The sequence below is a fragment of the Halonatronomonas betaini genome, assembly GCF_015666175.1.
GTDB lineage: Bacteria > Bacillota > Halanaerobiia > Halanaerobiales > Halarsenatibacteraceae > Halonatronomonas > Halonatronomonas betaini.
This window is the reverse complement of record NZ_JADPIE010000001.1, coordinates 573,473-586,737: the sequence shown is the minus strand read 5'-3', so window position 1 is coordinate 586,737 and position 13,265 is coordinate 573,473. Positions and strand designations below refer to the sequence as shown.

Annotated in this window: 14 protein-coding genes; 1 reads left to right on the top strand and 13 read right to left on the bottom strand. The window is 34.9% G+C overall.

The genetic code is table 11. The annotated features are described in order from the left end of the window. Positions 1–83 precede the first annotated feature (83 nt). From dnaK to lepA, 5 genes are all read right to left on the bottom strand, one after another. Positions 84–1,952 carry a molecular chaperone DnaK gene (gene dnaK, locus I0Q91_RS02885; protein WP_270452753.1) on the bottom strand — a complete coding sequence of 623 codons (1,869 nt, stop codon included), beginning with the start codon at positions 1,950–1,952 and terminating at the stop codon, positions 84–86. Between the two features lie 30 nt (positions 1,953–1,982). After that, positions 1,983–2,549, bottom strand: coding sequence for a nucleotide exchange factor GrpE (gene grpE, locus I0Q91_RS02880; RefSeq protein WP_270452752.1), 567 nt, complete (start codon positions 2,547–2,549; stop codon positions 1,983–1,985). Between the two features lie 5 nt (positions 2,550–2,554). Further along, positions 2,555–3,598 carry a heat-inducible transcriptional repressor HrcA gene (gene hrcA, locus I0Q91_RS02875; protein ID WP_270452750.1) on the bottom strand — a complete coding sequence of 348 codons (1,044 nt, stop codon included), beginning with the start codon at positions 3,596–3,598 and terminating at the stop codon, positions 2,555–2,557. 88 nt (positions 3,599–3,686) lie between these two features. Further along, the gene (gene hemW / locus I0Q91_RS02870) at positions 3,687–4,868 is read right to left on the bottom strand and encodes a radical SAM family heme chaperone HemW (RefSeq protein ID WP_270452749.1); all 1,182 of its coding nucleotides are present in this window, start codon (positions 4,866–4,868) and stop codon (positions 3,687–3,689) included. Next, positions 4,861–6,648 (bottom strand): translation elongation factor 4, encoded by a 1,788-nt coding sequence (gene lepA, locus I0Q91_RS02865; protein ID WP_270452748.1) that lies wholly within the window; start codon positions 6,646–6,648, stop codon positions 4,861–4,863. Before lepA ends, hemW begins: the two co-directional genes overlap by 8 nt. A 190-nt stretch (positions 6,649–6,838) precedes the next feature. Between lepA and rpsT the strand changes: the two genes are divergently transcribed. Next, positions 6,839–7,108, top strand: coding sequence for a 30S ribosomal protein S20 (gene rpsT / locus I0Q91_RS02860; protein ID WP_270452747.1), 270 nt, complete (start codon positions 6,839–6,841; stop codon positions 7,106–7,108). A 45-nt stretch (positions 7,109–7,153) separates the two neighbouring features. On the opposite strand, the gene holA is transcribed toward rpsT, so the two are convergent. The 8 genes from holA to I0Q91_RS02820 all read right to left on the bottom strand — a co-directional run bounded on the left by holA (position 7,154) and on the right by I0Q91_RS02820 (position 13,258). Next, complete coding sequence (gene holA, locus I0Q91_RS02855) at positions 7,154–8,140, bottom strand: DNA polymerase III subunit delta (protein ID WP_270452745.1); 987 nt, start codon at positions 8,138–8,140, stop codon at positions 7,154–7,156. Positions 8,141–8,191: 51 nt separating this feature from the next. Next, a complete protein-coding gene (locus I0Q91_RS02850; RefSeq protein WP_270452744.1) occupies positions 8,192–9,439 on the bottom strand; it encodes a ComEC/Rec2 family competence protein in 1,248 nt (415 codons plus the stop codon). Further along, positions 9,439–10,032, bottom strand: a complete 594-nt coding sequence (locus I0Q91_RS02845; RefSeq protein ID WP_270452743.1) for a helix-hairpin-helix domain-containing protein — start codon at positions 10,030–10,032, stop codon at positions 9,439–9,441. Before I0Q91_RS02845 ends, I0Q91_RS02850 begins: the two co-directional genes overlap by 1 nt. A 104-nt stretch (positions 10,033–10,136) precedes the next feature. Then, positions 10,137–10,751, bottom strand: a complete 615-nt coding sequence (udk, locus tag I0Q91_RS02840; protein WP_270452742.1) for a uridine kinase — start codon at positions 10,749–10,751, stop codon at positions 10,137–10,139. Between the two features lie 30 nt (positions 10,752–10,781). Further along, the gene (locus tag I0Q91_RS02835) at positions 10,782–11,045 is read right to left on the bottom strand and encodes a putative Se/S carrier protein (RefSeq protein ID WP_270452741.1); all 264 of its coding nucleotides are present in this window, start codon (positions 11,043–11,045) and stop codon (positions 10,782–10,784) included. Between the two features lie 17 nt (positions 11,046–11,062). Then, positions 11,063–12,100 carry a selenide, water dikinase SelD gene (gene selD, locus I0Q91_RS02830; RefSeq protein ID WP_270452740.1) on the bottom strand — a complete coding sequence of 346 codons (1,038 nt, stop codon included), beginning with the start codon at positions 12,098–12,100 and terminating at the stop codon, positions 11,063–11,065. Positions 12,101–12,283: 183 nt separating this feature from the next. Then, positions 12,284–12,544 carry a stage V sporulation protein S gene (locus I0Q91_RS02825; protein ID WP_270452739.1) on the bottom strand — a complete coding sequence of 87 codons (261 nt, stop codon included), beginning with the start codon at positions 12,542–12,544 and terminating at the stop codon, positions 12,284–12,286. A 276-nt stretch (positions 12,545–12,820) separates the two neighbouring features. Further along, positions 12,821–13,258, bottom strand: a complete 438-nt coding sequence (locus I0Q91_RS02820; protein WP_270452738.1) for a SoxR reducing system RseC family protein — start codon at positions 13,256–13,258, stop codon at positions 12,821–12,823. Positions 13,259–13,265: the final 7 nt, after the last annotated feature.

Genomic DNA, 13,265 nt, shown 5'->3' with positions numbered 1-13,265 from the left:
AAAGAATCACCTTCCTGCATTTAGAAAAACAGTTAAAAGAAGGGAGCATACGGCTCCCTCCTTCAACCAGTAAATCATTTTTATTAATTTCTATCTTCTTCATCAACTTCCTCATAATCAACATCTATCGTGTCATCATCTTCTGAACCAGCATCCTGCTGGGCTCCAGCAGCTCCTGCTCCAGGCTGTCCTGCTGCACCCTGGCCAGCAGCTTCCTGCTTGGAGTAGAGTTCCTGACTCAACTCAGTCATCTCTTCAGTCAATGTTTCCATCTTCTCATCGATTAAATCAACATCTATCTCTTCGCCTTCAAGGGCAGATTCGAGATCCTCTTTAGCTTTTTCAACCTTTTCAACCAGTGCATCATCAATATCATCACCGGCTTCATCCAGAGTTTTCTCTACAGAGTGGACCATTGCCTCAGCTTCATTTTTCTTTTCAATTTTTTCGACTTTCTTTTTGTCTTCCTCGGCATGCTTTTCTGCCTCTTTTACCATTTCTTCAATTTCCTCTTCACTTAAACCGCTATCTGATTTAATAGTAATATTCTGCTCATTGCCAGTACCTTTGTCTTTAGCGGAAACATTAACGATACCATTTTCATCAATATCAAAGGTGACCTCAATCTGTGGCACCCCTCTTGGAGCAGGTGGAATATCAGTCAACTGGAAACGTCCAAGGGTCTTATTATGCTTGGCCATCTTTCTTTCACCCTGGAGAACATGAATATCAACAGTTGTCTGGTTATCTTCAGCAGTTGAGAATACCTTGCTCTTAGATGTTGGAATAGTTGTATTTCTATCAATTAATTTAGTAAATACTCCACCAAGTGTTTCGATACCTAATGATAGTGGTGTTACATCCAGGAGAACAAGATCATCTACCTCTCCTGAGAGGACTCCAGCCTGAATTGCAGCGCCAACAGCTACAACTTCATCAGGATTGATTCCTTTATTAGGAGCTTTCCCGACATGTTCTTCAACAGCCTCCTGAACTGCAGGTATCCTTGTTGAACCTCCAACAAGAATGACTTCATCAATTTCACCATTACCAATTCCTGCATCTTTAAGAGCCTGTCTGGTTGGCTCCATTGTCTTTTCAACAAGGTCTTCAGTGATTTCATTAAACTTAGCCCTTGTTATATCAACATCAAGATGCTTTGGCCCATCATCTGTTTGAGTTATAAATGGTAGATTTACATTTGTTTCTTTAACACTTGATAACTCAATCTTTGCTTTTTCAGCAGCATCTTTTAAGCGTTGAAGTGCCATTTTATCTTTCTTTAAATCTATTCCATATTCATTCTTGAATTCTGAAGCTAGATAATCAATAACTCTTTCATCAAAATCGTCGCCACCTAATTTATTATTACCGCTGGTAGCAACAACTTCAAAGACGCCATCTCCAATCTCAAGAATTGAAACATCAAAAGTACCTCCACCGAGGTCAAAGACTAAAATAGTCTGATCTTTGTCATCATCAAGGCCATAAGCCAGTGCAGCAGCTGTAGGCTCATTAATAATTCTCTTGACTTCCAGCCCGGCAATCTTACCGGCATCCTTTGTTGCCTGACGCTGACTGTCGCTAAAATAAGCTGGAACAGTAATTACAGCTTCTTTAACTTCCTGGCCTAAATAATCCTCAGCATCCATTTTCATCTTCTGAAGGATCATTGAAGAAATCTCCTGAGGAGTATACTCTTCGTCCTTTAGATTAACTCTGTAATCAGTACCCATTTCTCTTTTAATAGATTGTACTGTCTGATCTGCATTTGTTATTGCCTGCCTTTTGGCATGTTCACCAACAATTCTTTCACCTTTTTTATTATAGGCAACAACAGAAGGTGTTGTTCTGCCACCCTCTTTGTTAGGAATAACAGTTGGTTCATCACCTTCCATAACAGCCATACATGAATTGGTTGTACCTAAATCAATACCTAATATCTTACCCATTATAACATCCTCCTTAAAACATTTTATATTTTAGCCAGCTACTTTAACCATAGCCGGTCTTACAACAACATCTTCATAAAGATAACCTTTTTGAACTTCTTCAATAACAGTTCCTTCTTCTTCTTCAGATTCAACTTTTTCAACAGCTTCATGATACTTATGATCAAATTCTTCACCAACAGCAGTAATCTCTTTAACCCCTTCCTGTTTTAAAACAGTCCAGAGCTGACGATAGATCATCTCTACGCCCTGAGAAAAACCATCATCATCACAACCACTGGCGAGAGCTCTCTCGAAATTATCTAAAACAGGAAGAATCTGCTCAATTATTTCTACTTTATACTTAATGGCAAGATCAGCTTTCTCTTCTCTTGTTCTCCGACGATAATTGGCAAAATCAGCCTGGGAGCGTTTTAATTTATTGAGGTATTTCTGATTTTCTTCTTCCAGACTGTCAACCTGTTCTTCTAATCTTTCTATCTTCTCCTGCATCTCTGCAGGTTGTAATTCACATTCGATAGTTTCATCTTTTTCTTTTTCAACATCTTGAGATTTATTGTTTTCTTGCTCTTTCATCTCTTCATCTTTAGAGCTCATATTTATCACCTACCTGTACTAGAAATTAACTTGCTCAATAATTCTGCAGCCAGATCAACTGAAGATATGACTTTTGAGTACTCCATTCTTGTTGGGCCAATAATTCCTATCCGGCCGCTTGCTCCTTTAGCTATGTGATATCTGGCTAAAACTAAACTGCAATTTTCCATATCCTCTAACTTATTTTCAGCTCCAATTCTAATTGAAAGTTCTTCGTTAATATCATTTAAAATCTTCTGGAGCTCTTCTTCTCTATCAAGGATTCTTAAAACCTTTTTTAAGCGATCAATATCATTAAACTCAGGTTGTTCTAAGATATATGAAGTTCCATCCAGATGAATTTTCATCCCACTTTTAGTGGATATACTGGACATCTCTTTTTGTAATGATTCAAGAATTTCAGCAGTATAATTAATCCGCCGCTGCAATTCAATCTGGAGATTATTTAAGAATTTCTTATCTACATCTTCAATTAGAACACCCTTTAATCGTTTATTTAAGATTCTATTTAAATCCTCTAGTTGCTTCTCATCCAGGTCTTTATTCAAATTAATTATTTTATTATTAACCAGACCATTATCTGTTATTACCACCAGCAGCAATCTCTTTTTACTGACCGGTAATAACTGAATTCTATTAACCCTGCTTTCAGTAAAAGCCGGCTCACTAATAAAAGCTGTATATTGAGTTAAATTAGCAAGTAATCTAGTCATGCCTGACATTACATCCTCAATACCAGAATATTCTTTTGCCAGCTGTTGCAGATAGCTCTCAATAGAAGGTGGAGAGTTTAACTCACTCTTCTCCAGGCTATTCACATAAAAACGATATCCCATATCAGTCGGGATACGTCCAGCTGAAGTATGTGGTTGTTCTAAAAACCCCATCTCTTCTAAATCAGCCATTTCATTCCTGATTGTTGCAGGGCTAAAACCAAAATCATATTTTTTAGCAAGAGTTCTTGAACCTACCGGTTCAGCAGTCAAAATATGCTCCTGGATGATGGTCTTTAAGACTCTAATCTTTCTATCTGTCATTTCTTCAACCATCTTAATCACCTCTGTTTAGCACTCAAGGCTAGAGAGTGCTAATAACTATTTATAAAATACCATACTGATATTTTTTTGTCAAGGCAGATTAGTCAATAAACGCCAAAAAAACCTGGTTAGCAAATAACTTGCCCTGATCGGTTAGTTTAATAACTCTATCAGTACTTTTTATCAGACCTTTATCCTCTAACTTATTGATTTTATCTCCATAAAAAACGTCTACTTTCTGACCAAATAGATCATAGAACTCTTTCTTTAAAATGCCCTGCTCCATTCTTAAACCTAAAAACATAAATTCACTTCTTAGCTCCTTAATGATCAACTCATCAATTTGATGTTCTGCCTCTTGATTTTTAGAGTTTAATTTAATATATGAATCTAAATCTTTTAAATTCTCGATTCTATTAAGCTCAATAAAGGAATGTGCTCCAGGCCCTAAACCTAAATAGGGGATAAACCTCCAATAAGAACTATTATGAGCTGATTGATAACCTGGCAAAGCAAAGCTGGATATTTCATAATGGTCATAGCCAGCAGATTTTAAGATCCTTTCGGTATTCTTATAATTTATGGCATCAACGTCCTCAGATATTTCAGGAAGCTCTCCATTTGCAACTGCCCTAAATAATTCTGTTCCTTCCTCCAGCTGCAGATTATATATAGAAAAGTGGTTCGGCCTATATTTTACCAGCTCTTTAAGGCTTGTAAGATAATCAAAACTTTTCTGCCCTGGTAGGCTTGAAATCAGATCCACACTAAAATTAACTCCAAGCTCATGCAGAAATTTAATAACTTCCCTGGCCTGTTTGCTATCATGGCGTCTGTCTAATAACTTTAATTCTTCATCATTTAATGACTGAACTCCTAAGCTAAACCTATTAATTCCAGCCTGCTTAAATTCTTTCAACTCTTCAAAAGAGTTAATATCTGCTGGATTTATCTCCAGTGTAATTTCTGGATCTAATTTTAAGCCAAAGTTCGATTTGACTTTTTCTATTATTAAATTAAAATTAGCTGGATTAAATAAAGAGGGAGTGCCTCCACCAAAATAAATAGTCGAAGGCTCTGGATATAAACTGCTAAATCTCCTCCCTGATAAATCCAGCTCAGCAATTAAGGCTTTTATATATTCTGATTTCAAATCAGCTTTTCCAGTCAATGAATAAAAGTCACAGTATGAGCATTTTGATTTGCAAAATGGAAAATGAAAATAGAGGGATAACCCTCTATCTCTAAATTTATTTAATAGCTCTTTCTTTGAATTAGTCATCATCGTTCCTCTCAAGAACAGCCATAAATGCATCCTGGGGTATCTCTACACTTCCAACCTGTTTCATCCGCTTTTTCCCTTCTTTCTGTTTTTCAAGTAGCTTTCTCTTTCTACTTACATCTCCACCATAACATTTCTGGAGAACGTCTTTCCGCTGGGCAGGAATATTAACTCTGGCAACAACATCATTGCCAATCGCAGCCTGGATAGGAACTTTAAACATATGACGGGGGATAATCTCTTTTAATTTTCTTGCAAGACTTTCTCCCAGTTTTCTGGCATTATCCCGGTGAACAATTGTTGATAAAGCATCAACTGGCTCTTTATTGACTAAAATATCAAGTTTTACTAGATCAGATTCCCGATAGCCAATCTGTTCATAATCCAGAGTTGCATAACCTCTGGTACTGGATTTTAACTGGTTAAAGAAATCTGTAATAATCTCATTCATCGGCATATGATAATTAATAACCACCCGATTCTCATCAAGATATTTCATATTAACAAATTCGCCTCGATTATCCTCACATAATTTCATAACAGCACCGATATAGTCTTCTGGCAAACTAATATAAGTCTTAACAAATGGTTCTGCAACTGTCTCTATCTCATTCTGTTCAGGAAAGTTAGATGGATTTTCTATCTCCAGTTCTTCTCCTGATTTCTTTTCAACTTTATAAATAACGCTGGGAGCGGTAATAACTAAATCTAAATCATATTCTCTTTCCAATCTTTCCTGAACAATCTCCATATGGAGCAGACCTAAAAATCCACATCTAAATCCAAAGCCTAGAGCCTCTGAAGTTTCAGATTCAAAGGTTAGGGCAGCATCATTTAACTGTAATTTCTCCAGTGCTTCCTGAAGAACTTTATAATCATTATTATCTGTTGGGTACATCCCACTAAATACCATTGGTTGAACTTTTTTATAACCTGGTAAAGGCTTGCTGGCTGGTTTATGATAATTCGTAATCGTATCTCCTACCCGGCAATTCCTGACATCTTTAATCCCGGCCATTAAATAGCCAACTTCTCCAGCAACAAGTTCATCAACCTCTTTAAATCCAGGATTAAAAATACCAACTTCATCAACCTCATATTTTTTCTCGCTGGCCATTAAATAGATCATATCGCCTTTTTTAACAGTACCAGAAACAACTCTGATATGGGGAATAACTCCCTGGTATGAATTGTAGATCGAATCAAAGACCAGTGCCTTCAGAGGCTGATCTAACTCAGCTTCAGGAGCTGGAATTCTTTCAATTATCGCATCTAAGACCTCTGTTATGCCAATCCCCTCTTTGGCAGAAGTTAAAAGAGCCTCATCAGGGTCTATCCCTAAATCCATCAATTCTTCCTTCACCCGATCAGGATTAGCAGCTGGCAGATCAATCTTATTAATAACTGGTATAATCTCAAGGTCATGCTCTAAAGCCAGGTAGATATTGGCCATTGTCTGGGCCTCAACACCCTGGGCTGCATCAATAATTAAAAGAGCACCCTCACAGGCTGCCAGGCTTCTTGAAACCTCATAAGCAAAATCAACATGGCCTGGAGTATCTATCAGATTAAGCTTGTAATCTTTATATTTAAGGGAAACTGCCTGAGCTTTTATCGTAATTCCCCTTTCTCTCTCTAGATCCATATTATCAAGAACCTGTTCCTGCATATCTCTATCTGTAATTGTTCCTGTCTTCTCCAAAATTCGGTCAGCTAAAGTAGATTTCCCGTGATCAATATGTGCAATTATACAAAAGTTTCGTATATTTTCGTTCTTCAAAGTAAAGCCTCCTGTTAAAATTATATAGACACGCTTACAATTATACCATTATATTAAGAAGCTAATCAAGCTAATAAGAAATTTAAACTCTTTTTGCTTGCAATTTATTATTATATTTGGTAAAATGATATTCGCTGAAGAAAAAAGATTTCATCTGGTTAAACCAGATTGATTAGGAGGTGTTTTAGAAATGCCAATAATTGAATCTGCTAAAAAGCGGGTAAGAACTTCTGCTAAGAAGGCCGAGCAAAATAAAAAGTGGAAAAAGGCTATGAAGCTTGCCATTAAAGACTATAAGAAGCTAATTGAAGGTGATCCTTCTCAGGAAGAAGCTAAAGAGAGTCTGGCATATGCTTACAAAATGATTGATAAAGCTGTTAAAAATAATATTATCCACGAGAATAATGCTGCTCGCAAGAAATCTCGCTTAACCAGAATGCTTAACGAAAAATTTAACTAAAAATAAACCAGGCCTCCTCGCTGTTATTGAGTGGCCTGGATTTTTTTATGGATTGAATTTTAATAAAAATTCTTCTACTAATTCTTCAGGTTTTCCGCCCTGGCCTGTGACAATATTATAATTTACCTCCCAGAGTTTTTCCATAAATAATTCAAGTTTTAAAAATGAAACCTTCCCGCATTGCTGATAAACTTTTTTGACTGGATAGGGATGTTCATTTATCTCTTTAGCAATTTTTTTATGATTTAATCTTTTTTTCTCTTTAAGTTCTTTTGTTTTGATTAATAATTCCAGTTGCCTGTGAATCATAATCAGAATATATATAGGACTCTGTCCATCCTTTATTAACTCTCTATATTCCTTTAAAGCTTCATTCTTTTTGCCGGCCATCCAGTTATCTATCATATTAAATATAATATTTTCTGCCATTAAACCATCCCGACTTAAAATCTGATAGGAATCTTTAAGTCCAATTTTATCTTTCTCATAATTTAATGTTATTATCTTTTCAATTTCTTTATCAAGGGCTTCCAATCTATTATCAAAAAGATACTCTAAATATTTTACCAGCCTGTTATCAACTGTTTTTGATGATTCCTTAAATTTCTTTCTAATCCAGTTATCTAAATCTCTATATTTAGGTCTTTTGAATTCAAAAAACTTACCATATTTCTTGAATTCTTTATAGATTTTAATTCTCTTATCTGGACTGCTATTTAAAAGAAAAACTACTGTTATTTTTTCTAAATCCTTTGAAAATAAATCAATAATTTTTCTGTCATATTTATTTTTGCTGGCAAATAGCTCTTCACATTCAACTATCACCAGTTTATATTCTGTCATCAGGCTAATCGTCTGGACTGCCTGAATTAAATTTTGCAAAAAATTTTCAGCCTGATCATCAATTCTCTCTCTATGTATTTCTTCTATTCCAGCTTTTTTGATCTCCTCTTCAATATTATTTAATTTTTCTCTAATCAGATAGCTCTCTTCACCTGCAAGCAGATAAAAAGAATTAAGGGATTCTGCCACGGTTTGACCTCCTTTTCGATTCAAATAATCTACTATAAATCATAACATATTTTATAAATAAAGAACAATAAAGTTTATTATAGAAATTAAAACTACTGCTTTCCAGGTTAAAGTTAAAAGAGATCTACTCTTCAACCAGTTAGGCCTGCTAGAATTATTAAAGACTGCAAAAATTGTGATATATAAGACTATCAATGGCAGCGGCATAAAAAAATAGCCTTGATAATGATGTAATCTTCCTATGAGATTTAGTTTGTAATTAAATGGCAGGCCAGCCAGATAGCTGCCTGTATTGATAAAAATCGAAATTAAAAAATCACTTATTTTAGATAAAAATAAGCCAATATCAGGAAATGCCCAGTGGAAAACTAAAATCATTAAATTTAAGATATAAATCGGAATAAAAAACGGTATCATAATCAAATTGCTAATCAGACCATTTAAGTTAAACCCCAGACTTATCCAGCTTAACCAGGGAAATGAACCTATGGTGGCAGCTAAAGATACAGCCACCGGTGATGGCAATTTTTTAAATCTATTTATAAAGAAATAGATGCTGATTACTACTAAAAATGATATCTGAAATCCGGCCTGGTAGAGCATACCTGGCTCAATTAAAAGGATTAAAATACCGGCAACCCCGAGTAAATTCATAATTGATATTTTAATATTATTGACTATTAATATTCTGGCAACAACCCACATAAACCCTGCTCTCATTAAAGATGGTGATGCTCCTGCCAGTAATATATAGCCCAGTAAAATTGAGATTTCAATTGTTAATTTTAAATAAGTATTAATAGGTAAATATTTAAACAACAAATAGACTAATAAAGCTGCATATCCAACATGCATGCCTGATAATGCCAAAAGATGACCAACCCCTGCATCCCTTAGCATAACAGTCAGAGAACTTATTCCTGATCTCTCACCTAAAATAATAGCCCCAACTAAGTTGGCCCTCTCGACAGAATAATATACCTCATAAACACCTAATAATTTTTCCTGAAAACTAACCAGTCTATCAACCCTTAATAAACCTATAATATCGATCCCTTTAAAATTAAACTCATATATCAACCTCAAAGCATGAATGAAGGCCAGACTTATAAAAAGATTATTATGTGATAGATTACTATAAAGATTAAATTTTAAAAAAATAATTATAAATACCAGAGTATATGATATAAAAGTTATATTGAAAGTATTATTTGCTAATATTAAGATTATAATCTCCTGCCAGATTACAAATAAAATAAAGATAATAAAAATGATGTGGGTATGGATATATTTTAACATCAGATTTTAATATCATCTTTAATATTATTATATGTCTGAACTCCAATCCCGGCAACATTCTTAATTTCTTCAGGATTTTTAAAACCATTATTATTATCTCTATATTCTATAATAGCTTCTGCTCTTACTCTACCAATCCCTGCTAAAGAAGAGAGCTCTTCTATTCCTGCTGTATTTATATTAACCTGCCCGCCTGATTGAATCTGTGTATTAAGCTTAGAATAATCAGCCGGAGCTTCTGACGAAAGATAGGAAGGAATTATAATATGTTCGCCATCATTTATTATCCTTGCCAGATTTATTTGATCCAATGCAGCTTTAGATGTCTCACCGCCTGCTACAGAAATTGCATCAATTAACCTAATCCCCTGAGAAAAACTAAAAACCCCTGGATTATTTACTTCGCCACCAATATGGACTATTATTTCGTCGTCTTTAATATTGAAATCTTTGCTATTAATACTGTTATCACCCATTACCTCTACCGCAGGTATTTCTTGAGTAGAAAAATTAAAATCTCTGCCCCCTGCCCAGAAAGCTATCACAGCTATTAGCACTAAAATAATCCAGTATTTCTCCTGATCTAATTTCATATTATTCACCTCTTTTTGTGTGGTGAATAATATTTCTTCCTATAACAAAATATTCCTGCATAAAAAGATAAAAAACCTAACCTTTTTTCAGGTTAGGCTAAAATTTAATTTACTTTTAAATGGCCCTTTATCTTTTCAATTAATAAGTCATTGGCAATTTCATTTAAACCGCCATGGGGAATAATTATATCTGCCCTTGATTTGCTAGGTTCTACAAACTGTTCATGCATCGGTTTAACTGTTGAAAGATATTGCTTTTTCACTGATTCCAGGCTTCTACCTCTCTCATTGATATCCCTGGTTATCCTTCTTAATAATCTAATATCACAATCAGTATCTACATAAATCTTTAGATCATAATGTTCACAGAGTTTTAAATAATATAACGAGAGAATTCCTTCAACAATTAAAATTTTTGATGGTTTAACAACCTTTGTCCTGTCTAACCTCCGGTTTGTTTTAAAACTATATACCGGCCTATCTATCTCTTCACCGTTTCTCAACTTATTTAGGTGTTTAATCAATAAATCTATCTCAAATGAATTAGGGTGATCAAAATTAATTTCATCTTCCGGGACATCAAAGTGATCCAGGTCATGATAATAATAATCAAGCCTTAAAATTGTCACATCATCTTTAAAGGATTCCTTTAATATTCTTGCCAGTGTCGTTTTCCCGGACGCAGACCCCCCTGCAATACCAATAAGTAATACACCCATCTGCCTTTATCCTCCTATATATCAATTATATTATACCTTTTCAATGGTTTTTTTATTACCATTCTTTATTATATGATAATAACCCACTGTTTGTACAGTGTTTTTTTCAAGAAATTTTTTGATCTCTTTTATTTTTTTTATATCAAATTCAACTCCAAAACCACAATCTGCTGATATTGATGGAGGAATCGGGCGCATTTCCACTGAATAATTTCTATCTTTCAATAATTTTTCTGCTTTAATTGCATAATGAGTATTGTCAAAGGATATTAGACCATATTCATCTCCAATCATTAAAACCTCTCCATTCATTATATTACTGTAATTCTTGTTACCTCATCTGTAATTTCACCAATGATTTCTGCATCTTCACCACTATCTTTAAGCTGATTTACAAGGGAATTAGATTCAGAAGGTTTAACAGCAATTAAGAGCCCACCAGAGGTCTGGGGATCATATAATAAGTCAGAGAGATTCTCATTACCATCATTTTTTAAATTAACAACTTTAGAGAATGCCTTTTTATTTTTATAAAGGCCTCCAGGAACCATTCCAGTATCCATCATATCCAGTGTATCTGGAAAATAATGAATCTTATTAAGCTCCAGTCTGGCTCCAACTTTACTCCCATTTATCATTTCATTTAAATGACCTATTAGACCAAACCCTGTTATATCAGTGCAGCTACTAACATTATAATCTTTCATAAGTTCTGCTGCATTTGCATTTAATCTGGCCATACTTTTGACAGCAGGATGGCCGGCCTGATCATTTATCATATCAGCTTTAATTGCTGTTGAGATAATCCCTGCACCTAAAGGCTTGGTTAAGATTAATTTATCTCCAATTCTGGCTGTTGAATTAGCCCTAACATCATCAGGATGAGCTAAACCGGTAACTGCCAGGCCGTATTTAGGTTCTTCATCTTCAACAGTATGGCCACCGCCAATAAAAGCACCTGCTTCCTTAACTTTATCATTACCACCCTTTAATATCTGATTTAATACTTCCCCTTTTAGACAGTTTGGGAAGCCAACGACATTCATTGCCATAAAAGGTTTTCCTCCCATAGCATATATATCACTCAAAGAATTTGCTGCAGCGATCTGTCCAAATAAATAGGGGTCATCTACAACAGGAGTAAAAAAATCTATAGATTGGATCATAACTCTATTTTCATCTAACCTGTAAATAATCGCATCATCACCATTTTCTAGACCGACAATCAGGTTCTCATCATTAGAGCTAAAATCTATACCCTTTAAAACCTCGGCCAGTTCCTCTGGCCCAAGTTTAGATGCTCAACCAGATGATTTGCTATATGAAGTTAACTTTAGTTTATCAGCCATATTAAAACCTCCATTACATAAGAAATTTATATTGAATAAATAAAATCTAATTATAATTATAGCAGTTTAAATATATGATAACAAGCTAAAATATATGATTACAAACAAAAATCCCCTCCTGTTAAAACAAAAGGGGATCAAATTACTTTATCAGCCCCTGCTGAGCATTTGTAAAACTAGATATCAGCGGGGCTCAACAATAAATTTAATCGCTGTTCTCTCTTCTCCTTCAATTTCAATATCTGTAAATGCAGGAATACAGACTAAATCCATACCTGACGGAGCCACAAACCCTCTGGCTATTGCTACTGCCTTAACTGCTTGATTAATTGCTCCTGCGCCTATTGCTTGAAGCTCGGCACCACCTTCTTCTCTTAAAACACCGGCTAAAGCACCGGCTACAGAGTTGGGACTAGAATTTGCTGCTACTTTCAGTACATCCATGCTGCAAGAATACCTCCTTATAGATTTAAATGGTATTTTGCCCGGGGCCGGGGCTGATATTAATATAATTATCTATAGGTTGATAAACTCCTGCATCATTTCTAGAAAAAAGATAAAATTCTCAATATTATTTTGGTTTATTGATTAAGCAGCATATATTACCAGTAGTTTTTACATTTATTTTCTCTGATTTAAAATTAAAAATAGGTTTGACTGGAACAGCAAAAAAGCAACCACCATAACTGATGGTTGCTCTTATCCCCAATAAATTTATTTTCATTTGCTTAATATTTTTGTAATTTTTGGGTGGAATGATCTCTTGCTCTTAAGAAAATCATCAATTTTTCTGAGACTAAAAAATGATATTATTAATAAGGTTAGAGCACCTAGCATTCCAGCTGGTTCTACTCCTATTTCAATAATTCGGGGCAGATAAGCTCCAAAGATAAAATACCCGGCAAACATAAAGAGTAATGGTAATAGATAGACTAAAAGGGATGCAAAGTACACCTCTTTATTCCCCATTTCCAGGGCTACCCTCTGGCCTGCTTTTGCACCAATTGGATTTTCAACTTCCACCTCTAATTCTTTAATCTCATGGCTATCCCCTGCCAGTCCACAATCATGATCACAATGCTGACAGGCAGATTGTTTAACCAGTCTGACCTCTGCTTTTCCGTTTAAAGACTTGACAACAACTGCTTCTTCTTCCATTTAATCA

Bases quoted from the DNA above. Each gene is read 5' to 3' on its own strand.
- dnaK (WP_270452753.1), bottom strand. From the start codon at position 1,952: ATGGGTAAGATATTAGGTATTGATTTAGGTACAACCAATTCATGTATG.
- grpE (WP_270452752.1), bottom strand. From the start codon at position 2,549: ATGAGCTCTAAAGATGAAGAGATGAAAGAGCAAGAAAACAATAAATCT.
- hrcA (WP_270452750.1), bottom strand. From the start codon at position 3,598: ATGGTTGAAGAAATGACAGATAGAAAGATTAGAGTCTTAAAGACCATC.
- hemW (WP_270452749.1), bottom strand. From the start codon at position 4,868: ATGACTAATTCAAAGAAAGAGCTATTAAATAAATTTAGAGATAGAGGG.
- rpsT (WP_270452747.1), top strand. From the start codon at position 6,839: ATGCCAATAATTGAATCTGCTAAAAAGCGGGTAAGAACTTCTGCTAAG.
- I0Q91_RS02850 (WP_270452744.1), bottom strand. From the start codon at position 9,439: ATGTTAAAATATATCCATACCCACATCATTTTTATTATCTTTATTTTA.
- I0Q91_RS02845 (WP_270452743.1), bottom strand. From the start codon at position 10,032: ATGAAATTAGATCAGGAGAAATACTGGATTATTTTAGTGCTAATAGCT.
- udk (WP_270452742.1), bottom strand. From the start codon at position 10,751: ATGGGTGTATTACTTATTGGTATTGCAGGGGGGTCTGCGTCCGGGAAA.
- I0Q91_RS02835 (WP_270452741.1), bottom strand. From the start codon at position 11,045: ATGATTGGAGATGAATATGGTCTAATATCCTTTGACAATACTCATTAT.
- I0Q91_RS02825 (WP_270452739.1), bottom strand. From the start codon at position 12,544: ATGGATGTACTGAAAGTAGCAGCAAATTCTAGTCCCAACTCTGTAGCC.
- I0Q91_RS02820 (WP_270452738.1), bottom strand. From the start codon at position 13,258: ATGGAAGAAGAAGCAGTTGTTGTCAAGTCTTTAAACGGAAAAGCAGAG.